The sequence below is a fragment of the Micromonospora sp. C97 genome (genome assembly GCF_018070385.1).
GTDB classification, from domain to species: Bacteria; Actinomycetota; Actinomycetes; order Mycobacteriales; family Micromonosporaceae; genus Micromonospora; species Micromonospora parva.
In genome coordinates, this window is sequence record NZ_JAGPXU010000004.1 from 305,261 (window position 1) to 328,517 (window position 23,257).

The 23,257-nt window shown below is 72.4% G+C and carries 19 protein-coding genes and 1 pseudogene; 8 read left to right on the plus strand and 12 right to left on the minus strand.

Going from position 1 to position 23,257, the window contains the following annotated elements:
- Positions 1-6: 6 nt before the first annotated feature.
- The 3 genes from KBX26_RS09485 to KBX26_RS09495 all read right to left on the minus strand — a co-directional run bounded on the left by KBX26_RS09485 (position 7) and on the right by KBX26_RS09495 (position 4,752).
- The gene (locus KBX26_RS09485) at positions 7-1,620 is read right to left on the minus strand and encodes a metallophosphoesterase (RefSeq protein WP_210865197.1); all 1,614 of its coding nucleotides are present in this window, start codon (positions 1,618-1,620) and stop codon (positions 7-9) included.
- 60 nt (positions 1,621-1,680) lie between these two features.
- A complete protein-coding gene (locus KBX26_RS09490) occupies positions 1,681-2,853 on the minus strand; it encodes a sorbosone dehydrogenase family protein (RefSeq protein ID WP_210865198.1) in 1,173 nt (390 codons plus the stop codon).
- 81 nt (positions 2,854-2,934) lie between these two features.
- Complete coding sequence (locus tag KBX26_RS09495) at positions 2,935-4,752, minus strand: GAF domain-containing SpoIIE family protein phosphatase (protein ID WP_051708835.1); 1,818 nt, start codon at positions 4,750-4,752, stop codon at positions 2,935-2,937.
- Positions 4,753-4,936: 184 nt separating this feature from the next.
- Between KBX26_RS09495 and KBX26_RS09500 the strand changes: the two genes are divergently transcribed.
- Positions 4,937-5,863 (plus strand): 2-hydroxyacid dehydrogenase, encoded by a 927-nt coding sequence (locus KBX26_RS09500; RefSeq protein ID WP_210861259.1) that lies wholly within the window; start codon positions 4,937-4,939, stop codon positions 5,861-5,863.
- On the opposite strand, the pseudogene KBX26_RS09505 reads toward KBX26_RS09500, so the two are convergent.
- A pseudogene (locus KBX26_RS09505) lies at positions 5,857-6,251 on the minus strand (PH domain-containing protein). The gene KBX26_RS09500 and the pseudogene KBX26_RS09505 sit on opposite strands and share 7 nt — an antisense overlap.
- A 217-nt stretch (positions 6,252-6,468) precedes the next feature.
- Between KBX26_RS09505 and KBX26_RS09510 the strand changes: the two are divergent.
- Positions 6,469-8,844 (plus strand): GGDEF domain-containing phosphodiesterase, encoded by a 2,376-nt coding sequence (locus KBX26_RS09510; RefSeq protein WP_210865199.1) that lies wholly within the window; start codon positions 6,469-6,471, stop codon positions 8,842-8,844.
- 6 nt (positions 8,845-8,850) lie between these two features.
- On the opposite strand, the gene KBX26_RS09515 is transcribed toward KBX26_RS09510, so the two are convergent.
- A complete protein-coding gene (locus tag KBX26_RS09515; protein WP_030337195.1) occupies positions 8,851-9,870 on the minus strand; it encodes a LacI family DNA-binding transcriptional regulator in 1,020 nt (339 codons plus the stop codon).
- Between the two features lie 162 nt (positions 9,871-10,032).
- Here KBX26_RS09515 and KBX26_RS09520 point away from each other — a divergent pair, with 162 nt between their 5' ends.
- The 3 genes from KBX26_RS09520 to KBX26_RS09530 all read left to right on the plus strand — a co-directional run bounded on the left by KBX26_RS09520 (position 10,033) and on the right by KBX26_RS09530 (position 14,668).
- Entirely contained in the window at positions 10,033-12,486 is a 2,454-nt protein-coding gene (locus KBX26_RS09520) for a glycoside hydrolase family 2 protein (protein ID WP_210865200.1), read from the plus strand.
- Positions 12,487-12,581: 95 nt separating this feature from the next.
- Entirely contained in the window at positions 12,582-12,920 is a 339-nt protein-coding gene (locus tag KBX26_RS09525; protein ID WP_030337198.1) for a helix-turn-helix transcriptional regulator, read from the plus strand.
- Positions 12,917-14,668 carry a SulP family inorganic anion transporter gene (locus KBX26_RS09530; protein WP_081884120.1) on the plus strand — a complete coding sequence of 584 codons (1,752 nt, stop codon included), beginning with the start codon at positions 12,917-12,919 and terminating at the stop codon, positions 14,666-14,668. The genes KBX26_RS09525 and KBX26_RS09530 overlap by 4 nt, the downstream gene beginning before the upstream one ends.
- 84 nt (positions 14,669-14,752) lie before the next feature.
- On the opposite strand, the gene KBX26_RS09535 is transcribed toward KBX26_RS09530, so the two are convergent.
- On the minus strand, positions 14,753-15,592 hold the full coding sequence (locus KBX26_RS09535) for an NAD(P)H-binding protein (protein WP_030337202.1): 840 nt from the start codon (positions 15,590-15,592) through the stop codon (positions 14,753-14,755).
- A gap of 72 nt (positions 15,593-15,664) precedes the next feature.
- On the opposite strand from KBX26_RS09535, the gene KBX26_RS09540 reads away from it, so the two are divergent.
- The 3 genes from KBX26_RS09540 (at position 15,665) to KBX26_RS09550 (ending at position 18,016) form a co-directional block, all read left to right on the plus strand.
- Positions 15,665-16,603 carry an AraC family transcriptional regulator gene (locus KBX26_RS09540; protein ID WP_030337204.1) on the plus strand — a complete coding sequence of 313 codons (939 nt, stop codon included), beginning with the start codon at positions 15,665-15,667 and terminating at the stop codon, positions 16,601-16,603.
- 202 nt (positions 16,604-16,805) lie between these two features.
- Entirely contained in the window at positions 16,806-17,342 is a 537-nt protein-coding gene (locus tag KBX26_RS09545) for a hypothetical protein (RefSeq protein WP_030337206.1), read from the plus strand.
- Positions 17,343-17,473: 131 nt separating this feature from the next.
- On the plus strand, positions 17,474-18,016 hold the full coding sequence (locus KBX26_RS09550) for a hypothetical protein (protein WP_210865201.1): 543 nt from the start codon (positions 17,474-17,476) through the stop codon (positions 18,014-18,016).
- Positions 18,017-18,117: 101 nt separating this feature from the next.
- Here KBX26_RS09550 and KBX26_RS09555 read toward each other — a convergent pair whose 3' ends face one another.
- Genes KBX26_RS09555 through KBX26_RS09580 form a run of 6 tightly spaced genes read right to left on the minus strand, consistent with a single transcriptional unit; the run spans position 18,118 to position 23,117 of the window.
- Positions 18,118-18,861, minus strand: a complete 744-nt coding sequence (locus KBX26_RS09555; RefSeq protein ID WP_210865202.1) for a copper homeostasis protein CutC — start codon at positions 18,859-18,861, stop codon at positions 18,118-18,120.
- Positions 18,858-19,877 (minus strand): asparaginase, encoded by a 1,020-nt coding sequence (locus tag KBX26_RS09560; RefSeq protein ID WP_307857777.1) that lies wholly within the window; start codon positions 19,875-19,877, stop codon positions 18,858-18,860. The genes KBX26_RS09555 and KBX26_RS09560 overlap by 4 nt, the downstream gene beginning before the upstream one ends.
- Positions 19,874-20,743 (minus strand): amino acid ABC transporter permease, encoded by an 870-nt coding sequence (locus KBX26_RS09565; protein ID WP_051708836.1) that lies wholly within the window; start codon positions 20,741-20,743, stop codon positions 19,874-19,876. The genes KBX26_RS09560 and KBX26_RS09565 overlap by 4 nt, the downstream gene beginning before the upstream one ends.
- A complete protein-coding gene (locus KBX26_RS09570) occupies positions 20,740-21,384 on the minus strand; it encodes an amino acid ABC transporter permease (RefSeq protein WP_030337216.1) in 645 nt (214 codons plus the stop codon). Before KBX26_RS09570 ends, KBX26_RS09565 begins: the two co-directional genes overlap by 4 nt.
- A gap of 16 nt (positions 21,385-21,400) precedes the next feature.
- Positions 21,401-22,369 (minus strand): glutamate ABC transporter substrate-binding protein, encoded by a 969-nt coding sequence (locus KBX26_RS09575; RefSeq protein ID WP_210865203.1) that lies wholly within the window; start codon positions 22,367-22,369, stop codon positions 21,401-21,403.
- A gap of 19 nt (positions 22,370-22,388) precedes the next feature.
- Positions 22,389-23,117 carry an amino acid ABC transporter ATP-binding protein gene (locus KBX26_RS09580; protein ID WP_030337219.1) on the minus strand — a complete coding sequence of 243 codons (729 nt, stop codon included), beginning with the start codon at positions 23,115-23,117 and terminating at the stop codon, positions 22,389-22,391.
- Between the last annotated feature and the right edge of the window lie 140 nt (positions 23,118-23,257).

The window sequence follows — 23,257 nt, forward strand, 5'->3', positions numbered from 1 at the left end:
GTGGGCTCAGCCGGTCGGGGTGGGCGTGGGTGTGGGTGCCTGTGTGGCGGGCACACCCCCGCTCGGGGTGGGCGTCGGCGTGGCGGAGACACCGGCGTTCGGGTTCTCCACCAGGCGTCGTTCCAGGTTGACCTGGGCCTGGCCGGTGCCGCCGACGGTGATCGTGTCGTACGCCTGGAGCATCTTCTGCTGGTCGAAGTAGAGCACGCTCATCGACAGCGGGGTGGGTTTCTCGCCCTCCAGGCCGCGCAGCCCGGCACCGCCGGTGGAGCCCTCCACCATCAGCGTGGTGGGCTGCTGCCCGGGTGTTTCCGGCAGTTTGGACACCTGCCGGGCGTGGGTGTGCCCGGCCAGCACCAGCGGGCAGGTGCCGGCGAGCGGCCCGGCCGACGCCGGGTCGTGCACGAGAGCGATGTTGACCGGTCGCGGTGAGTTGCGGATCGTCACGGCGAGCTGGTTGCCGGCCCCGATCACCTGGTCGGCCACCTGCTGGGTCAGTCCGCTGCCGGCCGGGGAGGTGTTCTTGTCCGGGGTGAAACGCGGGTCGCCGATGCCGGCGATGGTCAGCCCGGCGACGGTCGTGGTGGTGTTGTTCAGGACTATCGCGTTCGGCTGGCGGGCCACCGCGGCGGCGGTCTTGCCGGAGTCGTGGTTGCCCCGGATGAAGACGTACGGCTTCTTCAGCACGCCGATCGAGCCGACGAAGGAGGCCTCCGGTTCGCTGCCCCAGTCGGTGATGTCCCCGGTGTCGATCACCACGTCGATGCCGAACTGCTCCACGACCGTCCGGATCAGCTGCCAGCCGGTCGGGTTGAGGTGCATGTCGGAGACGTGCAGCACCCGCGTGGTGCCGGGGGTCGGCTCCAACAGCGGCAGCGCCGAGACGGTGGTGTAGAGCTGGCTGACGTTGCCGACGAGGCGCTGCAACTGCTCCGCGTACTTCGTGTAGTCGTTGGCGATCCGGCGGGCGTCACCGACGATGGCCGGCGCGTTCACCAGCAGCCCCTCGTAGCGTGGCTCCTCGATGGCCTGCGGCCGGAGGGTCGCCGCCGCCGTGCCGAGGCTGCTGGCGGTGACCAGCAGCGCCAGCCCACCCGCCCAGGCGGTGCGCCGGACGTTGCGGAAGATCAGCCCGGCCAGGATCAACGTGACCAGCACCGACGCGCCGAGGGTACGCAGGCCGAGGCGCATCACCCCGGAGCGGACGTCCTCCACGGCGCTCTGGCTGGCCCGGCTAATGCTGGCCGGGTCGTCGATCAGCGCCTCGGTGCGCCCCTGGTCGAGCGCGCCCAGCCGAACGGTGAGGTGGGTCGGCCCGCTGTGGCTGTCGAGCAGCAGCGCGCCCAGCGGCGGGATGTCGACGGTGGTGCCGCCGTCGCGGGCGGGGGAGATGCTGAGGTTGGCCCGGAACGGGCCGATGTCGGTGCTCACCTGACCACCGGCCAGCACCCCGAGAACCGCCCCGGCCAGGGCCACGGCGAGGACGGCGACGACCAGCCCTAGGCGGCGCAGCGGGCCGGCGGCACCGGCCCACCAACCCGGGCGCGTCCGATCGTCGCCGGTCACCGGGTCGTCCCGGTCATCGGCGTCGTCGTGCCGCTCGTCGCGTTGCCCGTCCATGCTGAAAGTCTGGCCTGCCCGTCGGAAGATCTTGGTAAACCTGAACGGATGGTGACGGAATCAGCTGCGCCCGCCGTCGCCGCCCGCGAAGACCACCCGCAGCAGCCGGTCGTCGTCGCCCGCCGGGTCGCCCCGCCCGTCGTGGTTGGAGGTGCTCACCCAGAGTGACCCGTCCGGTGCCGCTGCCACCGCGCGCAGCCGGCCGTAGCGGTTGGTGAGCAGCTCACTGGGCTGACCGAGCAGCGTCCCGGTGTCGGTCAGCTCCATCACCCAGAGGCGCTTGCCGCGCAGGCAGCCGGTGACCAGCAACTGCTCGGTGGCGGCCAGCCCGGAGCAGGACGCGTCCGAGGTCGGCCACTGCGCGATCGGGTCGGTGAACCGCTTGTCGCCGGCCTTACCCTCGACCTCGGGCCAGCCGTAGTTGCCGCCCTTGGTGATCTGGTTGACCTCGTCCCAGGTGTTCTGGCCGAACTCGACGGCGTACATCCGCTTCGCGGCGTCCCAGGTGAAACCCTGCACGTTGCGGTGCCCCATCGACCAGACCGGGGAGTTGGGGTACGGGTTGCCGGCGGCGGGCTTGCCGTCCGCTGTGACCCGGAGGATCTTGCCGCCGAGGCTCTTCACGTCCTGCGAGAGCGGGCGCTGACCGGCGTCACCCGTGCTGACGTAGAGCTGCTTGTCCGGGCCGAAGCCCAGCCCACCGCCGTTGTGCACGTTGGCCTTGGGAATGCCGGTGAGGATCGGGGTGGGCTGCCCGCCGAGTTGCAGCCGGGCGACCCGGTTGTCCCGTTCGGCGGTGTAGTAGACGAACACCGTCCGGTCCCGGGCGTAGTCGGGGGAGACGGCGATGCCGAGCAGGCCACCCTCGCCCGCCGCCGCCACGTCGGGGATGGTCTGCACCGGTCGGACCCGCAGCCCGTCCGGTCCGGACTCGGGCCCGACCTGGAGGATCCGGCCGTTGTCCCGTTCGGTGACCAGCGCGCCGCCGTCCGGGAGGAAGGCGATGGCCCACGGCACCCGCAGGCCCTTGGCGAGCACTGTCGCCACCGCCTGCTGACCGCTGCCGCCGGGGTTCGCCGACGCGGACGGGGTCGGCAGGTTGGGCGGTTCGCCGGCCGGGTCGGGCTCCGGCTCACCGAAGCTGCAACCGGCGGCGAACAGCAACGCCGCGCAGGACGCCGCGAGGGCCACCCGGAGGCGGCGGATGCGAGGGTACGGGGGACGGGCGCTCACCCGGCCCAGGGTAGCCCGCCGCGCGGCCCGACCGGGCCCGTCGAGATCCAACGGGTACCGATGGTCTCCGGTGGACCGGCCTCAGCGGGCCCGTACGGCCAGCAGCGCGGTGTCGTCCTCGCGGTGCCGGATCGAGGCGAGCAGCAGGTCGCAGAGGTCGCCGAGGGGCAGCGTGTGAGTGCCGGCCAGGCGGCTCATCAGCTCGGCCAACCCGTCGTCGATGGACCGGTCCCGCCGTTCGATCAGCCCGTCGGTGTAGAGCAGCAGGGTGTCACCGGTGGCCAGGCTGGTCGAGTGGCTGCTCCGCCGCGTCGGGCGGGCCAGGCCGAGCAGCGGCTCCGGCGTCGCGGCCAGGACCTCGACCGCCCCGCCGACGCGGACCACCAGGGCCGGCGGATGCCCGGCGTTGGACCAGGTCACCTCGTGCGCACCGGCGCGCTGCGGACAGATCCGCACCAGCGTCGCGGTGGCGGCGATCGGCAGCCGAAGGCCACGGATGGCGCCGTCCAGGTCGCTCATCAGGGACCCGACCGCGTCCGGCCGGCCGAAGGCGTTGCCCCGCACCAGGTTGCGCAGCTGGCCCATGGTCGCCGCGGCCTCGATGTCGTGCCCGGCCACGTCCCCGATCGCCGCGATCACGTCGCCGTCGGGCTGCACGAAGGCGTCGTACCAGTCGCCGCCGACCTCCACCCGGTCGGCCGCCGGCTGGTATCGGGCCGCCAGCTCCAGCTCCGCCACCACCGGCAGCCGGGGCAGCATGCTGTGTTGCAGCACCTCGGCGACGTGCCGCTGCTCGCCGTACATCGAGCTGTTACCGACGGCCTGGCCGGCCCGGCGGCCGATGTCCACCGCGGTCAGCAGGTCCCGGTCGTCGAACTGCTGACGGTGCCCGTCGTTCACGAGAGTGATCGCCCCCAGCACCGTGCCGCCGACGCCCCGCACCGGCACGCTCAGGTAGGAGGCGATGCCCAACCGGCCGGCGATGGAGACCATTTCCGGGTGGATGGTGCCCCGCTCCACGTCGGTCAGGGACGCCACGCTGCCGAGCCGAGGCTGGCCGGTGCGCAGCACCGCCCGGACTATCGAATCGGGGCCCAGCCCGGTGCGCAGCAGCTCACCGAAGCGGTCGACGTCCGCGGCGCGGGCCGGGTCCCGGTGCACCGAGACCACCTCACGGGGCAGGCCGGTCGGCCCGATCAGGGTGAGCAGGCACCAGTCGGCGAGCAGCGGCACCATGGTGGCGGCGAGCCGGCGCAGGGCGACGCCCACGTCCAGGGTGCCGGCCAACGTCTCGCTCACCCCGGCCAGCAACTCCAGCCGTTCGTGCGCCTGCACGACCCGCCGCCGCGCCTCCTGCGCGCCGTCGAGTGCGATCCGCAGGCGCAGCTCCGACGAGCAGGCGGCGGCCAGGTCGGCCAGGGTCCGCAGTTGGGCGGCGGTCCAGGCGCGCGGTTTGCTGTCGATGGCGCAGAGCGAGCCGAGCACCCGGCCGGATAGGTCGGTCAGCGGCATCCCGGCGTAGGCGACCACGCCGAGGTCGTCGATGGCCAGGTTGTTCCGGACGCGCGGGTAGAGCCGGGCGTCCGGCAGCACCATCGGCACCTCGATGTCCACCACGTGCTGACAGAACGAGTGACTCAGCGGAGTCTGCCGGCGCTGCGACCAGGGCTCGGGCAGACCGACCGCGCCGGGGAAGAACTGCCGGTCGGCGGAGACCAGCGAGACCAGCGCCACCGGCACGTCCAACAGGTCGCTGACCAACCGGGCGAACCGGTCGAACGCTTCGTCCGGAGCGGCGTCCAGCCCGGTGTCGGCGAGCGCGCGCAACCGCGCTGGGTCGCCGAGCGCCGAGGGGGGCGCGATCGGTCGCCGGGGGGAGGCGGGGGAGCCGTCGGTCATCGTGCACCTGTCTGCCGGGCGGAGGAGGACGGCCCTCCGACCCTTCCTTATACCTCGCGAAGGCCCGGCTCGAACCTCGCTGTGCTGAGTCTCGCCCGCCGTGACCCCGCGCGGCCACCCCGCGGACGCCGGTTCACCGCCGTGCCCGCACCGTCCGCGCCGCCGGGGACTATCGTCGGCTGACGTGAAGGTATGGATTCCGCACCAGGCCGGCCTGAACCTCCTGGGCGAGCTGCCCCCGGACGTGACGGTGGAGGTCTTCGAGCACACCGACCGGATGCCGTCCGAGGCGGCCGGCGTTCGCTTCTGGGTGCCGCCGTTCCTGGGTGGCTCGGACGGGACGACGGTGCTGGGTGAGCTGCCCGACCTGGCGGTGGTGCAACTGCTCTCCGCCGGGGCGGACGCCTGGGCCGGCCGGACCCCGCCGACTGTCACGCTCTGCGACGCCCGGGGCGTGCACGACCCCGCCACCGCCGAGTGGGTCGTCACCGCGATCCTCGCCCAGCTGCGGGCGTTTCCGGCGTTCGTCCGCGCGCAGGCCGAGCGGCGTTGGGCGTACGCGGAGCACACCCCTACCGACGAGCTGACCGGCAAACGGGTGCTCATCGTTGGCGCCGGCTCGATCGGCACCGCGGTGCGCGACCGGCTCGCCCCCTTCGACGTGAGCTTCACCCTGGTCGCCAGGACGGCCCGGCCGGAGCAGGGGGTGCACGCCGTCGAGGAGCTGCCCCGGCTGCTGCCCGACGCGGACGTGGTGGTGGTGCTGGTGCCGCTCACCGACCAGACCCGTGGCCTGATCGACAAGGCGTTCCTGGCCGCGATGCCGGACGGGTCGCTGTTGGTCAACGCCGCCCGCGGGCCGGTGGCGCACACCGATGCGCTCGTCGCCGAGCTGGGCACCGGTCGGATCTCGGCGGCGCTGGACGTCACCGACCCGGAGCCGCTGCCCGCCGACTCCCCGCTCTGGACCATGCCGAACGTGCTGCTCACTCCGCACGTGGGCGGGTCGGTGCGGGGGTTGCTACCGCGTGCCTACCGACTGGTGGGCGATCAGGTGCGCCGCTTCGCCGCCGGGCAACCGCTGATCAACACAGTGGTCGACGGCTACTGACCGGGCGCGTCCGCCGGGGCACCCGGCAGCGGCTGGCCGGTTGCCGCGACCAGCCGGGGCAGGTCCGCCCCCCGGACGGCCGGCAGGGTGACCTGCTGGCCGTCGTCGAGCCGGGCCACCGTCCGCGCCCCCGCTGGTCGGTGGCCAGCTCCAGGACCTGCTCCCAGCCGATCCGGCGTTGCCCGACCAACGCCCGCAGGCGCAGCTCCCGCGCGTCGGCGTCGGTGCCGGCCCGCCAGGCCCAGACCGCGACGGCGAGCGGGACGAGCAGCACCGGCAGCAGGTAGGCCCGGGCGTTGGCCAGCGGCAGGGCGCCGACGAAGGCGATGATCGCGGCCACCAGGATGGCTTGGTTGTACCGGAAACGGACCGTGTCGGGCTTACTCACCCTCCGATGATCCCACTTCCTGCCGTTTCGGCTCGCGGCGGGCGGTGCCACCGGCCGGGAGTACGCCGTACAGTGACACCGGTCGTTGTTTTCCCTGAGTAACCGGCAAGTAACCACTTCGGCTGTCCATCGTTGTCAATCGTGGGTAGCGGACTCGCAACGTCCGGTGCCCCGCACCGCCGCACCGCCCCCGTGCCCCCTCACGAAGGCGTCCGCCGTGCTCCTCGCGTACCCGTTCCGCGTTCTCGTCCCCCGTCGTGCGGCACCCGAGGCCGCCACGTCCGTGGCGGTGGCGCTGCTCCTCCTCGCCGGTGCCGCCGGCCTGGTCCCGACCTCGGTGGTGATCGCGTTGGGCGCCGGCGCCGGCGCCACACTCGCCGGGCTGCGACTGTCCCGGCTGGCCAGCCGGCGTGGCACCGACCCGCCACCGCGCGCGGCGGGCGTGCTGCTCGACGCGGCGGTGGTGGCGGCCGGTCTCACCGCCGTCGTGCTGCCCCTGGCGGACATCGGGCACACCCGCGCCGTGCTGATCGGGTCGCTGGTCGTGGCGGCCCTCTCGGCGAGCGGTCTGTACCGGCTCCCCGGGCGCTCGCGGCCGACGGCCGCGGTCCGGTTGCGCGGGCTGGTCGAGTCGACCGGCCCGGCCGTCGGTATGGCCCTCGCCGGCTGGCTGCTGCTGCCGTGGGACGGTCTGTCGGTCCCGGTTCGGCTGGGTTGCGCGTTGACGCTCGGCGGGTTGGGGATGGCCGCGTTGAACGTGTTCGCGGGGCCGTGGCGGCGCTCGGGTGCGGCGATCTGTCGAGGCGGCGTCCTGCTCACCCTCTGCGGGTTGGTGCTGCTGGCCGTGTCGCCGTCCGCACCGGCCGGGCGGGTGGCCCTGCTGGCCGTACCCCCGTTGGTGTTCGGGATGTTGCTGGTCGCGGTCGGTGCCGCCGGTGCGACGGACGACGCGCAGCCGGCGGAGCCGGTCGCCGCGGCCTGGCCTCGGTCGGTGCTCCCGGCGGCGGTGCTGCTGCTGGCGACGGGTCTGCATCTGGCCGCCGGCCGCGCGCCGGACCGGACCAGCGTGCTGTTGGCCCTGGCGGCGGTGCCGCCCCTGGTGCTGCGCGAGCTGCTGCGCGCCGGTGACGCGGCCACGTCCGTTCGGCGGGCCGCCCATCGCCGGCCGGCCGGTCGGTCGCTGCGGCACCGCCGCTCGGGTCCGGCACGCGGGCCGGGCACGCCGGAGCCGCCGCCGGAACGCGGCCCCGACGCCCCGGCGGTCGCGGCCCCCGGAACCGGCGCGGACTCGATCTGGTCGCCTGAGCACAGCCCCGCGTGGTCGGGGCTCGACCGGCGACAGTTCGCGGCCGCGAGCAGCACCCCCGGTGACCGGGCCGCCCTGCTGGACGCCCTGGCCGCGATCGGCGACGTGCCGGTGCCGGCCGGCGCGCTGCTCCTGGTCGACCTGCACGGCACCGAGGGGATCGGCCCGACCGCCCGGGAGGACGTGCTCGCCGAGGCGGTGCACCGGGCTCGCGCGGTCATCGCCCCCGGCGATCTGGTCACCGGGTGCGCGGGTACCGGCTTCGCGGTGGTCACCGCCGCCGGCCCGGTGCTGGCGTACGCGCTGGGCACCCGACTGCTGAGCGCACTCAGTCCGCCCTACCAGCTGGCCGGCGCGATGCTGCGGGTGCAGACGAGCATCGGCCTGGCCGAGGTGAGCGGGGTGGGGCCGGCGGACGTGCTCCGGCAGGCCGAACTGGCCCGGCGACGGGCCGTGCAACTGGGCCGGGACCGGGTGGAGTGGTACGACGCGTTCCTTGAGGAACAACTGGTCCGCCGGCTCGACCTGGAGCGCGAGCTGCCCGGTGCGGTGGCGCGCGGCGAACTGGATCTCGTCTACCAGCCGGTGGTCGACCTGGCCGACGGGCAGCCGGTGGGCGCGGAGGCGCTGCTGCGGTGGCGCAGCCCGGTGCTCGGCACGGTGCTGCCGGCCGAGCTGCTGCCGGTCGCCGAGGACCTTGACCTGGTCGGCGAGTTGGAGTGGTGGGTGCTGGATCGGGCCTGCCGGCGGTTGTCCGACTGGTCGGTGGGCGCCCGGGAGCTGTGGATGGCGGTCAACGTGACGACCCGGGAGCTGACCACTCCCGACTTCGTGCAGCGGCTCGCGGCCGTGCTGGCCGCGCACGGGGTGCCGCCGGAGCGGCTGGTGGTGGAGGTGAGCGAGCCGAGGGTGGCCGGTGACCTGTCGACAGTGGTGGCCCGGTTGGCCGGGCTCCGGTCGCTGGGCGTGCGCACCGCGTTGGACGATTTCCGGGCCGAGCACGCCTCCCTGGCGCAGCTTCGCCGACTGCCGATCGACCTGCTCAAGGTGGGCCCGGAGCTGGTGGGCGCACGGCCGGACGGGCAACCACCGCTGATCGACGTGGTGGTCAACGTGGGCGAGCGGCTGGGCGTCGAGATCGTCGCCGAGGAGTTGGAGTCGTCGACCCAGGTCGAGGGGGCACGCCGGGGCGGTTGCCGGTACGGGCAGGGGTTCGCGCTGGCCCGCCCGGCGACGGCGGAACGGGTCGAGGCGTACTTCGAGGAGTTTCCGTCAGCATCGCGCTGAACCGGTTCATCTGGCTCGGGGTGGTGCGGTGCTGCCACGCGGAGTGAGGTGGGGCGTCTCGTCCTGCACCCGGCCGGCCGGCTGCCCGGCGACGACGGCGAGCAGCTGCCGGGCGGCGTGGGCCCCGTACGCCGGGATGTCCCGGCCCAGCGCGGTCAGCGGCGGGTGCACCAGGCGGCACAGCGGTGAGTCGTCCCAGGCCACGATGGACAGGTCGCCGGGCACGGTCAGGCCCATCTCCTGGGCGACGGAGAGCCCGGCGACGGCCATCACGTCGTTGTCGTAGATGACCGCAGTGGGCCGGTGGGCGGAGCTGAGCAGCCGGCGGGTGGCCCGCCCGCCCTCCTCGCCGGTGTAGTCGGACCACACGGTGACCGCGTCGTCCAGGTTGAGCCGCTGGCGGACCGCCGCGAAGGCGTCGGTGCGGATCTCGGTGTGCCGCAGGTCGGGCAGGCCGGCGACCCGGGCGATCCGACGGTGCCCGAGCGCGACCAGGTACTCCACCGTCTCGGTCAGCGCGGCGGCGTCGTCGGACCAGACACTCGCCAGCTCGCCGGTGCCGCCGGGGCCGCCGATCACCACCGCCGGCAGGTGCAGCTGTTCGAGTGCGGGGATGCGACGGTCGTCGGTGCGCAGGTCGCAGACGAGCACCCCGTCCACCCGTCGTTCGCCCCACCAACGGCGGTAGACCGCGATCTCGGCGTCGTGGTCGGCCACCACCTGCAGGGTCAGCGCGTACGAGCGGGCGGAGAGTTCGGCTTCGACGCCGCTGATCAGCGCCATGAAGAACGGCTCGACGCCGAGTGTCCGGGCCGGTCGGCACAGGGCCAGGCCGATCGCGCCGGCGGTGGCGGCCGAGAGGGCGCGGGCCGCGCTGCTCCGGCTGAACCCGATCTCCGTGGCGATGGCCAGGATGCGCTGCCGGGTGGCCTCGGAGACGCCGGGCTGCCCGTTCAGCGCGTACGACACGGCACCCTTGGACACCCCGGCGCGTTGGGCGACGTCGGCAATGGTCGGCCGCTTCACCGGCGTGCTCCTTTGCTGCTGCGAGAGTGCTGCCGCGACGTGCTGCCGCGACGTGCTGCCGCGGGCGTCAACGGCCGTTGACACGTGCGGGGCCGAAACGTACGGTTGCCTAGCTTATCCGGTTCAGTAAACGTCTTTCGATGCGGAAGGTGCGGTGAGGTCTTGCGCCGACAGGCACTCTACGACGGTTGGACAGTGCGAGCGGCCCCCGGAGCACAGGTGCCCGAGGAGGTCGCAGACCGGTCCGTGCCGGCGACCGTGCCGGGCTGCGTGCACACCGACCTGCTCGCCGCCGGGCTGATCGAAGACCCCTACCTCGACGACAACGAGCGGACGCTGGCCTGGATCGGGCGCACCGACTGGGTCTACCGGTCCACGATCGTCCACCGGGCGGGCGACGACGACCGCGTCGACCTGGTCTGCGCCGGCCTGGACACCGTCGCCACGCTCACCCTCAACGGCGTCGAGGTCGGCCGCACCGCGAACATGCACCGCGGCTACCGGTTCGACGTCCGACCGCTGCTGCGCGACGGTGACAACGACCTGGTCGTCACGTTCGACTCCGCGTACCGCTATGCCGAGGCACACCAGGAACGGCTCGGCGAACGCCCGAACGCCTACCCGGAGCCGTTCCACTTCATCCGCAAGATGGCCTGCAACTTCGGCTGGGACTGGGGGCCGACACTGGTCACCGCCGGCATCTGGCAGGAGATCAGCCTGCACGCCTGGTCGACCGCCCGGCTGGCCACCGTCCGTCCCCTCGTCACCATGGACGGTCGCGACGGCCGCGTCGAGGTGCACGTCGAGGTCGAGCGGGTCGCGGACGTCCCGCTGACCGTCCGCGCCGCCGTGGCCGGCGCACACGCGGAGGTGGTCGTCCCGGCCGGGCAGCGCACGGCCGTGCTGACCCTCACCGTTCGCGAGCCCGCGCTGTGGTGGCCCCGGGGGTACGGCGAGCAGGCGCTTCACCCGATCGATGTGACACTGCACGCGCCGGACGGCGACCTGCTGGACAGTTGGTCGCACCGGATCGGCTTCCGCTCGGTCCGCCTGGACACCACACCCGACGAGCACGGCACCCCGTTCTCGTTGTCGGTGAACGACGTCCCGGTCTTCGTGCGCGGGGTCAACTGGATCCCGGACGATGCGTTCCCCACCCGGATCACCCGGGCCCGGCTCGCCGAGCGGTTCGACCAGGCGGTCGCCGCCAACGTCAACCTGCTGCGGGTCTGGGGCGGCGGCCGGTACGAGTCCGCCGACTTCTACGACCTCGCCGACGAGCGCGGCCTCCTCGTCCAGCAGGATTTCCTGTTCGCCTGCGCCGCGTACCCGGAGGAGGAACCGTTCGGCAGCGAGGTGGCCGCCGAGGCCGCCGAGCAGGTGACCCGGCTCGCGCCGTACCCGTCGCTGGTGCTCTGGACCGGCAACAACGAGAACATCTGGGGCTGGCACGACTGGGACTGGCAGCAGGACCTCGCCGGGCGCACCTGGGGGCGTGGCTACTACCTCGACGTGCTGCCCCGGATCGTCGGCGAGCTGGACCCGACCCGCCCGTACTGGCCGGGCAGCCCCTGGTCGGGCACCGAGGCGATCCACCCCAACGACCCGGCGCACGGCACCACCCACATCTGGGACGTGTGGAACACCGACGACTACACCAGGTACCGGGAGTACGTGCCGCGCTTCGTCGCCGAGTTCGGCTACCAGGCCCCACCGGCGTACGCCACGCTGCGCCGGGCGCTGAGCGACGAACCCCTGGCGCACGACTCACCGGGCATGGCGCACCACCAGAAGGCAGCCGACGGTGACGCCAAACTCCAGCGGGGCCTCGACGCGCACCTGCCCGCCCCGGCGGACTTCGACGACTGGCACTACCTGACGCAGCTCAACCAGGCCCGAGCCATCCAGCTCGGCGTGGAGCACTTCCGCTCCCACCGGGACGTCTGCGCCGGCACCATCGTCTGGCAGCTCAACGACTGCTGGCCGGTCACCTCCTGGTCGGCCGTCGACGGCGACGGCCGTCGCAAACCCCTGTGGTACGCGCTGCGACACGCGTACGCCGACCGGCTCCTCACCGTGCAGCCCCGGGACGGCGGCCTGGCAGTGGTCGCCGTCAACGAAACCGCCGAGGCCTGGACGGCATCCGCCGCGGTCACCCGGTGCACGCTCACCGGGGAGCCGAGGGCGAAGACCTCGGTCGACCTCGACGTCCCGGCGTACTCCTCGGTGGCGCTGGCGCTGCCGGCGGAGCTGGCGCGGCCGGACGAGGGCCGTCGGGAGTTGCTGGTCGCGGAGGCCGGTGGCACCGCGGAGCGCGCGCTGTGGTTCTTCGCCGAGGACCGGGACGTGGACTGGCCGGCGGCGGCCTGGGACGCGACGGTCGAGCCGATCGGCGGCGGGCAGCGGGTCCGGGTGACCGCCCGCACGGTGCTGCGCGACCTGACCCTCTTCCCGGACCGGCTGGACAGCACCGCCAGCGTGGACAAGGCCCTGGTCACCCTGCTGCCGGGCGAGTCGGCCACCTTCACCGTGCGCGCCGGGGCCCTGCTGGACGACCGGGCGCTGACCACCCAACCAGTGCTGCGCTGCGTCAACGACATCGGACGGACTGCCTGACGCCGACGACGCGGAGGGACGCTCGTCACCGCACACCGAACGATTGAAGACTTCTTCAAGTGCTAAAGTCTTCGCATCGATCGGGAGAGGTGCTCATGTCGGTCCCGCTGTACCAGGCGAAGGCGGAACTCTTCCGCACCCTCGGGCATCCGGTGCGCATCCGGGTCCTCGAACTGCTCCAGGACGGCCCGAAGCCGGTCCGTGACCTGCTCGCCGTGATCGAGGTCGAGGCCTCCAACCTCTCCCAACAACTCGCCGTCCTGCGCCGCGCCGGGATGGTCACCTCACACCGCGACGGTCCCCTCGTCGTGTACGCGCTCAGCACCCCGGACGTGGCCGACCTGCTGGCCGCCGGGCGCCGGATCCTCGGCGCGGTCCTCACCGACCGGGACGGCCTCCTCGGGGAGCTACGCGCCACCGGCGCGGACCGGTGAGCCGCGTCATCCCGGTTGCCCGAGCGCGGCTCCTCGGGCTGCTGCCCGACCGGGCCGACTGGGCGGCGGTCCACCGCTCACCGCGCCGGGACCTGCTGGCCGGCCTCACCGTGGCGGTGGTGGCACTGCCGCTGGCCCTGGCGTTCGGCGTCACCTCCGGGCTGGGCGCCCAGGCCGGGTTGATCACCGCCGTGGTCGCCGGCGCGGTGGCCGCCGTCTTCGGCGGCTCCAACCTCCAGGTCTCCGGGCCGACCGGGGCGATGACAGTGGTGCTGGTGCCGGTGGTGCAGCAGTTCGGAGCCACCGGCGTGCTGATGGTCGGGGCGATGGCCGGCCTGGTGCTGATCGCGCTCGCCGTGGCCCGTCTGGGCCGCTACGTCCGCTACCTGCCCACCCCCGTGCTGGAGGGTTTCACCGCCGGCATCGCCGTGGTCATCGCGCTGCAGCAGGTTCCTGCCGCACTCGGCGTCAGCGACGCGCACGGGGAGAAGGTCTGGGCCGTCGCCTTCGACGCGGTCGCCCGGTTCGTCGTCCATCCGCGGCCGGCCGCGCTCGCGGTGGCCCTCGCCGTCGCGGCGCTGATGCTGCTCGGAGCGCGGTGGCGACCCGGCCTGCCGTTCTCCCTGCTCGGCGTGGGGGCCGCCACCGTCCTCGCCGAGGTCCTCCCGGTCGACCTGGCCCGGATCGGCGCGCTGCCGCAGGGCCTCCCAGCGCCTTCGCTCGGCTTCCTCGACCTCGCCGCGCTCGGTGTGCTGCTGCCCAGCGCCCTCGCCGTCGCCGCGCTCGCCGCCCTGGAGAGCCTGCTCTCCGCCACCGTCGCTGACGGCATGACCGTCGGTGAGCGGCATGACCCGGACCGTGAACTGTTCGGTCAGGGGCTGGCCAACCTCGCCGCCCCCGTCTTCGGCGGCATTCCCGCGACCGCCGCCATCGCCCGGACAGCGGTCAACGTCCGCGCCGGGGCGGCCTCGAAGTTGGCGGCCCTCACCCACGCCGTCGCCCTCGCGGCGATCGTGCTGGCCGCCGCGCCGCTGGTCGGCCGGATCCCGCTCGCCGCCCTGGCCGGGGTGCTGCTCGCCACCACCGTCCGCATGGTGGAGGCCGGCTCGCTGTGGGCGCTGGCCCGGGCCACCCGGGGCGACGCGGTCGTGCTGGTGCTCACCTTCGCCGTCACCGTGATCTGGGACCTCGTCACCGCCGTCGCGGTCGGCGTCGGCGTCGCCGTGGTGCTCGCCCTGCGCGCGGTCGCCCGCAGCGCCCGGCTGGAACAGGTGCCCCTCGACCCGGGGGAACACAGCGCCGAGGAGCACGCGCTGCTCAGCGAACACATCGTCGCGTACCGGCTGGACGGGCCGCTCTTCTTCGCCGCCGCCCACACCTTCCTGCTCGAACTCTCGGAGGTCACCGACGTCCGCGTCGTCATCCTGCGAATGTCCCGGGTGACCACGATGGACGCCACCGGCGCGCACGTCCTCGGCGACGCGATCCGGCGGCTACGCGGACGCGGGATCACCGTCCTGCTCTCCGGCATCACCCCCGCCCACGACCAGGTCCTCGCCACCCTCGGAGTCGCTGACGACCTGCGCCGCGAGGAACTGCTCTTCCCGGACACCCCTGCCGCCATCCGGTACGCCCGCGCGGTCGCGCTTTCCGCTGGGGGCCGACCGAAGGTCGTAGCCGGTGGTGACAGCGCCGCCGTCAACGGCGAAGTCCGACGTCGAACCAGCGGTATCCCGGAAAGCCAATGATTACCGACATGTCCGAGACGCGGCGGTGACGGCGTTCGTGTTGGCCAGCGAGCGGACGATGTTCCAGGTGACCCAACTGGTGTCCTACCCTCTGTCCCAGATGCCGGTGGCGGCGGTGGCGGTGGCGTAGTCGGCGAAGTCGCGGGGCGGCCGGCCCAGGGCGCGCTGAACCCCGTCGTCCAGATGGGCGTTGCGCCCGTCCAGCACGGTCGTGAACAGGTACAGCAGCAGCTCCACGACCCCGGAAGGCGTGCCCTCCGCGGTGAGCGCCTCGGCATAGTCGTCGGGAGACACCTGAACGAATTCGATCCGCCGGCCCGTCGCTGTGGAAATCCCGGCGATCGCCTCGGCGAAGGTGAGCAGCCGGGGGCCGGTCAGCTCGTAGATCTGCCCCGCGTGCCCGTCCTCGGTCAGGGCGGCCACAGCCACCTCGGCGATGTCGTCGGCGTCCACGAACGGCTCGGGCACGTTCCCGACCGGGAGGACGATCTCGCCGCCCAGCACCGGCTCCAGCAGATAGTCCTCGCTGAAATTCTGGCTGAACCAACTGGATCGCAGGATCGTCCACTCGACCCCGGCGGACTGGATGAGCCTTTCGCTGGCTTGTGCTTCCTTTTCACCCCGGCCGGACAGCAGCACCAGCCGGGAGACCCCGGACGCCACCGCCAGTTCAGTGAACGCGCCGACCGTCTCGGGTGCGCCCGGCACCGCCAGGTCCGGGTAGTAGGACACAAACACCGTTCCGACGCCCTGCAGCACCGGCGTCCAGGTCGCCTGGTCAGCCCAGTCGAAGGGCTGCGCAGCGGAGCGGGAACCCGCCCGAACGGGCACTGCGCTCTCCTGGAGCCGCTTCACGATGCGGCGGCCAGTCTTGCCGGTCCCGCCGAGTACCAGGATCGTGTTCCGCTCTTGTTCGTTCGTCATAGCGATAATTGAAACGCAGCGGTGTGAGACTGTGGATAGCCAAGGCGCGCGATTCTGTGTGTAATCGTCTACATGGACGCAGTCGTCAGTCTCCTCGACGGACCCAGAGCCCGGGGAGCGTTCCTCCTCCGCTCGGTCCTGACCCCGCCCTGGTCGATACGGATCGAAGACCAGGCGCCGCTCACCCTGGTGGCCATGGTCCAGGGGGACGCCTGGGTCGTTCCCGACGAGGGTGCGTCCGTACAGCTCAGTCCAGGCGACCTGGCGATCATTCGTGGCCCCGACCCGTACGCCGTCGCCGACGAGCCGGCCACGGCGCCGCAGGTCGTCATTCACCCAGGCCAGATCTGCACCACCCCCGACGGGCAGGAACTGCCCGGGATGATGGAGCTGGGCGTACGCACCTGGGGCAACAACCCGGACGGCCCGACAACGCTGCTCACCGGCACCTACACGATGCGGGGCGAGGTCAGTCAGCGGCTCCTGAGCGCACTGCCGCCGCTACTGGTCGTCCCGGGCGACTCCTGGGACTCCCCGTTGGTACCGCTACTGGCCACCGAGATCGTCAAGGACGATCCCGGCCAGGAAGCGGTCCTCGACCGGCTGCTCGACCTGCTGCTCATCGCCGCGCTACGTGAATGGTTCGCGCGACCGGCGGCCAATGCCCCCGGCTGGTACAAAGCGCACAGCGATCCCATCGTTGGCCGGGCCCTGCAAATGCTCCACAACAAGCCGGCCCAACCCTGGACCGTCGCGTCGCTGGCAGCCGAGACCGGGGTCTCCCGGGCGGCGCTGGCCCGCCGATTCACCGCGCTCGTCGGCGAATCGCCCATGTCCTACCTCACCGAGTGGCGGCTGGCCCTGGCAGCCGACCTGCTCCGCGAGCCCGGCGCCACCGTCGGCGCCGTCGCCCGCCACGTCGGCTACGGCAGCTCCTTCGCCCTGAGCACGGCCTTCAAACGCATCCGCGGCGTCAGCCCACGGGAACACCGCCGGGCTGCCCGGACGTAGCGGGGCATCGGCACCGAGGCGGCGGCGCCCGACGACACGGCCGCGAGCTACACGGATAGAGGGCCGAGCGTGAGCGACTGCAACCCCGCCCTGTCATCGAGCACACCGGTCAGGACAGGATTACCGCGTCGTGGCCCGGCGGTGACAGCGCCGCTGTCAACGGCGAAGTCCGACGTCGAACCAGCGGTATCGCGGGGAGCCAATGATCACTGAACATGTCCGGGACGCGGCGGCGACGGCGTTCGTCTTCGCCTTTTTCGCCACCAGCTGGTTCGGTTGGGCGCAGGAGGCGCCCCCGAAGCGGTGGCGGCGGGTGCTCATCGCCGGGTCGGTTCTTTCCCTGCTCACGGCGGCCGCCGGGGCTCTGTTCGCCTGGCGTCACTGGTCGGACGGTACGGCATTCGACGCCGACACCAGCCCAACCTTCGGCATCGTCGTCGGCATCGAGTTCGGCGTCGCTGCGGTCGGTGCCGGGCTGCTCGCTCTGCTGCGGCGTAATGAGCTGGTCGCCCCATGGATCGCCCTCGTCGTGGGCGTGCACCTCTTCCCGGTTGCGGCGTTGATCGACTACCCGTTGATTCATCTGGTCGCCGCGCTCGTCACCGTGGTGGCGGTCGCGGCGGTGCCGGTGGCCCGGGCTCGCGCCGTGGCGGTGAGCGCGGTCGTCGGCCTCGGCACCGGTGGGGTGCTCCTGGTCGCCGCGGTGTCCTCGCTGCTCATCGCCCTGTTGGGCTACTGAGGCAGGTCGCCGTCCGCTCTGTGCCTGGCGCACTTTCCGGTCGGACGATGAACTGTCCCGCGAGGACATTGCTGTCGCCTTCCGGATAACAGGGCCCCTGTCGGCCGGGCGGGGCCGGTTCAATGGCGGGCATGCAGGGGATCAGCGGCACCGCGGCGGCGAAGGCACTCATCCTGGCGGCTGTCCCCGTCGGTGCCGTCGGCTTCTTCGTCACCGACAGGTGGGCGATCGGCGCGATCGTCGTGAACCTCGTTCTGCTCGGCGCTGGCGGTGGTCTCTGGTGGAAGGACCGCTGGACGCGGCTGTGGTCACGCCTGTTCCCGATCGGCTACTTCCGCGGGCCCGAGGCCGAGGAGGATCCGGACGATGGCGGCACCGGCGACGACTTCGGGGACCCGGGGTCGACGGTCGTCGCGTCGCGTCGGGTTCGTCGGCATCAGCTGACGTTGTCGACGACGAGCCGGGTTCGCCGCTCCGTGCTGCGGCGTTCCCTCACCAGCGAGCAGGCCGGTCGTGCCAAGGACCTGACGATGGTGGCGAACACCCTGAGCCAGATCCAGGGCGGGCTCCAGTCGGCACAGCGAAAGGCCAGGCGGGAGCAGCTGTGGTGGCTGGTCGCAGGGCTGGCGGCGTCCATTCCGGTCGGCGTCGCCATCAACCTCGCCACCGGGTGACCGGTGTAGCCCGAATGACCGGCTCCACCACGGCGCGAGCGGTGGTCACGGAGGGACTTGAACGTCCCCCGGGACCACCGCTCGTCAGTAGCAGTAGGCGGTCAGGCGCGGGCTGCGGCGAGCACCTGGCCGACCAGGGCGCCGGAGGTGCCCGAGCGCTCGTACTCGGGCCGGTTCAGGCTGCCACCCATCAGTGGCGCCGGGTTGCGGTGCACGGCCGGGCTGTCCGAGCTGACCAGGGCCGCGAAGTGGTACTCGTCGGCGCCGGTCGCCTCGACGATCCGGGCGATGTTGCGTGGGGTGATGCCACCGCCCGGCATGACGACGATCCGGCCGGCGGCCCGGCGCACCAGGTCGGCGATGAGCGGAGCGCCCTCCAGCACGCTGACCTCCTGGCCGGAGGTGAGCACCCGGTGGACGCCCAGCTCGATCAGCTGCTCCAGCGCCGCGTGCGGGTCGCGGGTCATGTCGAACGCCCGGTGGAAGGTGATGCTGGCGTCACCGGCGGCGGCGATCAGCCGGCGGGTGGTCGGCACGTCGACGTCACCCTCGGCGGTCAGCGCGCCGATCACGATGCCGTGCGCGCCGGCCGCCACCGCGGCCCGGACGTCCCGCTCCATCGCCTCGATCTCGAACGGCGAGTAGATGAAGTCGCCGGCCCGGGGGCGGACGATCACGTGTACCCGGATCCGGTTGACGGCGCGCAGTGTCGTCTCGATGGTGCCCAGGCTGGGGGTCAGCCCGCCGTCGAAGAGCGCGGAGCACAGCTCCACCCGGTCGGCGCCGGCCTCCTCAGCGGCGACCGCCCCCTCGACGCTGTCGATGCAGATCTCGAATGTGCTCATGATTCTTCCTTTTCCGTGCGTGGCGGTGCCGCTTCGGTCCGAGACGGTGCGGTGGTCCAGTCGATGACGGCCGTGACGGCGCCGACCGGTGCGCCGCCGCCGAGCACCGGCACCTGGCGCAGCGCGTCGGCCCCGGCCACCGGTACGCCAACGGCGTCGAGGGCGGCGAGGGCGATCGCGGTGGTGGCGCGGGGTGATCCGTCGACCACCTTCACCGCGACGGCGTGACCGTCCGGTGCGGCCACCCCGAGCACACCCTCGGCTCCGCCCTTGGCGAGGACGCCGGGCAGCGCCCGCATCAGGTCGGTGTTGGGGTGGCCGTGCCAGCCGCCGACGTACTCCGGGTGTTGGCGCATGGCCTGCGCGACCAGTGCCTCGTCACTGCCGGTGGGCGCGGTGACCAGGGCCTGGAAGGTGCGGGCCAGGCCGGTCAGCGGCAGCCCGAACAGCGGTGCGCCGCAGCCGTCGACAGCGTGGTGCGCGATCGGCGTGCCAGCGAGCCGGGCGACGGCGGCGGCGGTCTCCCGCTGGATCGGGTGGTCCGGGTCGAGGTAGTCGTGGGTGCTCCAGGACCGTGCGACGGCGGCGACGAGCATCGCGGCGTGCTTGCCGGAGCAGTTCATCCGGATCCGCTCGCGCTGCCCGCCGGCGCGGATCAGCCGGTCCCGGGTTGGTTCGTCCTCCGGCCAGTCCTGCGGGCAGCCGAGCGCGTCCTCGGTCAGGCCGGCCCCGGCCAGCATCGCCCGGACCACCTCGACGTGCCGGTCGTCGCCGGTGTGGCTGCCGGCGGCGAGCGCCAGCGCCGGGCCGGTCAGCTCGTCGCCCGCCGCGACCCGGCAGGCCAGCGCCTGCACCGGCTTGAGGGTGGAGCGGGGGAGGACCGGCTCGTCGGGTACGCCGGCGGCGAGGGCGACTGTCCCGTCCGGGGCGAGCACGACGACGCTGCCGTAGTGCCGGCTCTCGACGAAGCCGTTGCGCACGACCCGGGCCAGTTCGGCGTAGCGGAAGATGGTCACCGGGGAGTGTTCCCTTCGAGAAGTGGCGGGGGCAGCTCAGCGGTCCGCCGTCCGCGTCGGCCGCCGAAGCGGCCGTTGCGGGCCTGGAGTACGCGGGCGAACTTCGACAGCGAGGCATTGACCACGAGGTAGATCAGCGCCACCACCAGGAACGTCTGGATCAGCAAATGGGTGTACGAGGCGAGCACCTGTCCGCTGTAGAGCAGCTCGGTGTAGCTGACCACGAAGCCGAGCGAGGTGTCCTTGAGCAGCCCGACCAGCTGGCTGACCAGGGACGGGGCGAGCTGGAGCAACGCCTGTGGCAGGACGACCAGCGCCATCACCTGCCCGCGGCGTAGCCCGACCGCGAGGCCGGCCTCGGTCTGTCCCCGGTCCAGCGCCAGGATGCCGGACCGGAAGATCTCGGCGAACGCCGCCGAGTTGGATACCACCAGCGGCACCACGAGCTTCCAGAACAGCGGGAAGTTCAGGCCGTACTGCGGCAGCGCGAACAGCGTCACGTAGATCAGCAGCAGGGTGGGTACGGTCCGGAAGATCTCCACGTACGCCCCGGCCAGCCAGCGCAGCGGTCGGTGCGTCGACAGCCGGCCGAGCGCCAGGATCAGCCCGAGCGCGGCGCTGAGCACCGCGGTCGCGGCGGCGGCGCGCAGCGTAGCCCACAGGCCGTTGAGCAGGTACCGCCAGATCGGCCAGGTGGTGAACGGCTCCCACCGGTCGGCGGCCAGTTCGCCGTGGCTGGCGAACTGGTAGACGGCCGCGGCCAGGGCGCCGGCCAGCCCGACGGCGCCCAGCACGGTGGCGATCCGGATCCGCCGTTGGGCGCGGGGGCCGGGTTCGTCGAAGAGGATCTGTTGGGTCTTGTTCATCGGACGATCGCCAGCCTTCGTTCGAGCAGGCCGGTGACCTGACCGATGATCAGCGCCAGCAGCATGTAGGCGAGGCCGGCGCCGGTGAAGACGGCGATCGGTTGGGCCTCGACCAGGTTCACGTTGTTGGCCGCCTGGGTCAGCTCGACCACGCCGACGGCGGCGGCCAGCGAGGTGTTCATCAGCAGCGCGATGCAGATGTTGCCGATCGGCTGGATCACCGCCCGGAGTCCCTGCGGCAGGATGACGTGCCGCAGGGACTGGCCGAAGGTGAGCCCGATGGCACGGGCCGCCTCGGCCTGGCCCACACCGACGGTGTTGATCCCGGCGCGGATCGCCTCGGCCAGGTACGCCCCCTCGTACACCGCGATGACGATCGCGGCGGAGGTGAACAGCGGGAACGTGATGCCGATGGTCGGCAGCGCGAACACGAAGAGCACCAGCAGCGCCAGCAGCGGCAGGTTCTGGAACACCTCGACGTACGCGGTGCCGATGGCGCGCAGCAGCGGCACGGGGGCGATCCGCAGGGTGGCCACGACGATGCCCAGCAGCATCGCGCCGACGGTGGTCACGACGGTCAGTTCGACCGTCGTGACCAAGCCGTGGCCCAGCTGGCTCAGGTGGGCGGTGAGGGCTTCCATCGGTACGAGAGACTGCTCAGGAGCCGTCGACGGAACCGAGGGCCGGCGGGGTGGGTGCCCCGCCCTCGACCACCGAGCCGAGGGTGCCCTCCCAGACCTTCGCCCACGTGCCGTCGGCCTGGATCTTCTTCAGCCAGTTGTTGACGAACTCCTTGAACTGCGTGTCCTCCCGGTTGAGGCCGATGCCGTACGCCTCGGTGGTGAAGGGCTCGCCCACCACCTTCATCCCCGGGTTGGCCTTGGCACCCGATGCGAGCAGCGTGAAGTCCTGCACGTACGCGTCGCCGCGCTTCTGCAGCAGGGCCTGCAGCGCCTGCGGGTCGGTGCCGAAGGCGATCTGCTTCGAGCCGGGCGCGGCGGAGGGCAGCGCGGTGACGGCGGGGGTGTTCGCCCCGACGATCACGGTCTTGCCGGCGAGGTCCTTGACGCTCTTGATGGAGGTGTCGTCCTTGCGAACCCCGACGGCGAGGCCGGAGGTGAGGTACGGCCCGGCGAAGGCGACCTGGGTGGCCCGTTGCGGGGTGATCGTGTACGTCTGGAAGACGGCGTCGACCGACTTGGCCTGAAGCATGGCCTCGCGGGTCTGGGTGCCGATGGTCGTCGTCTTCACCTCGGGCTTGCCGATGATGTACTTCGCCAGCAGCTTCGCCATGTCGGCGTCGAAGCCCTCGATGGTGCCGCTGACCGGGTTCTGCTGGGCGAGCAGCGGCGCATCCAGGGAACCGCCGATGTTCAGGTAGCCGCGCTTGCGGATCGCGTCCATTGTCGAGCCGGCCGGGATGTCCGCGTCGCTGGCGACCGGAGCGGCGTCGTACACCGACTGGGCGACCACGCCGTCGCCACCGAGGCCGGCGTCGCCGGGCAGCTTCGGGGCGCTGCTGTCGCCGTCACCGCCGCAGCCGGTGGCGACGAGGGCCACCGCCATGGCGGTCGCGGTGAGGGCGAGCGAGCGCCGCCGGGTGAAGCTCTTCTTGAGGATTGACATGACACCCTCCCGTTGGGGGCTAGTGCTGGAGGATCTTGGAAAGGAAGTCGCGGGCCCGCTCGGTGCGCGGAGCTGCGAAGAATTCGTCGGGGGCGCCGGATTCGACGATGCGGCCGTCGTCCATGAAGACGACCCGGTCGGCGGCGCGACGGGCGAAGCCCATCTCGTGGGTGACCACGATCATGGTCATCCCCTCCTTGGCGAGGGAGACCATCACGTCGAGCACCTCGTTGACCATCTCCGGGTCCAGGGCCGAGGTCGGCTCGTCGAAGAGCAGCACCTTCGGTTGCATGGCCAGCGCCCGGGCGATCGCGGCCCGCTGCTGCTGCCCACCGGAGAGTTGGGCCGGGTGGTGGTTCGCCTTGTCGGCGATCCCGACGCGTTCCAGCAGGGCCATGGCCTGCTGCCGCGCCTCGGGACGGGCGATCCTGCGGACCCGGGTGGGGCCGAGGGTGACGTTGTCCAGCACCGTCTTGTGCCCGAAGAGGTTGAAGGACTGGAAGACCATGCCGACGTCGGCGCGCAACCGGGCCAGCGCCCGACCCTCGGCCGGCAGCGGTTCACCGTCGATCTCGATGCTGCCCTGCCCGGCCGTCTCCAGCCGGTTGAGGCAGCGGCACAGGGTCGACTTGCCGGAGCCGGACGGCCCCACCACGACGACCACCTCGCCGGCGGCCACCGTGAGGTCGATGTCCTTGAGCACGTGCAGCGGGCCGAACCACTTGTGCAGGCCGCGTACCGACACCATCGGTCGGTCCGCACCCGTCGTCCCCGGTGCCACCAGACGGCCCCACTTTCTTCGACTACCGAATCAAGTCGGCTTCATATCGAACCAACAGCGCCATCTAAAGGTAGCCAGGAAACTAAGTCAACCAGTTGCTTGAACAA

What these genes read in the sequence shown, in the direction of transcription:
- KBX26_RS09580 (WP_030337219.1), bottom strand. Translation starts at nt 23,117, where the DNA reads ATGGTGTCGGTACGCGGCCTGCACAAGTGGTTCGGCCCGCTGCACGTG.
- KBX26_RS09570 (WP_030337216.1), bottom strand. Translation starts at nt 21,384, where the DNA reads ATGGAAGCCCTCACCGCCCACCTGAGCCAGCTGGGCCACGGCTTGGTC.
- KBX26_RS09550 (WP_210865201.1), top strand. Translation starts at nt 17,474, where the DNA reads ATGCAGGGGATCAGCGGCACCGCGGCGGCGAAGGCACTCATCCTGGCG.
- KBX26_RS09545 (WP_030337206.1), top strand. Translation starts at nt 16,806, where the DNA reads ATGATCACTGAACATGTCCGGGACGCGGCGGCGACGGCGTTCGTCTTC.
- KBX26_RS09540 (WP_030337204.1), top strand. Translation starts at nt 15,665, where the DNA reads ATGGACGCAGTCGTCAGTCTCCTCGACGGACCCAGAGCCCGGGGAGCG.
- KBX26_RS09495 (WP_051708835.1), bottom strand. Translation starts at nt 4,752, where the DNA reads ATGACCGACGGCTCCCCCGCCTCCCCCCGGCGACCGATCGCGCCCCCC.
- KBX26_RS09525 (WP_030337198.1), top strand. Translation starts at nt 12,582, where the DNA reads ATGTCGGTCCCGCTGTACCAGGCGAAGGCGGAACTCTTCCGCACCCTC.
- KBX26_RS09565 (WP_051708836.1), bottom strand. Translation starts at nt 20,743, where the DNA reads ATGAACAAGACCCAACAGATCCTCTTCGACGAACCCGGCCCCCGCGCC.
- KBX26_RS09535 (WP_030337202.1), bottom strand. Translation starts at nt 15,592, where the DNA reads ATGACGAACGAACAAGAGCGGAACACGATCCTGGTACTCGGCGGGACC.
- KBX26_RS09575 (WP_210865203.1), bottom strand. Translation starts at nt 22,369, where the DNA reads ATGTCAATCCTCAAGAAGAGCTTCACCCGGCGGCGCTCGCTCGCCCTC.
- KBX26_RS09555 (WP_210865202.1), bottom strand. Translation starts at nt 18,861, where the DNA reads ATGAGCACATTCGAGATCTGCATCGACAGCGTCGAGGGGGCGGTCGCC.
- KBX26_RS09485 (WP_210865197.1), bottom strand. Translation starts at nt 1,620, where the DNA reads ATGGACGGGCAACGCGACGAGCGGCACGACGACGCCGATGACCGGGAC.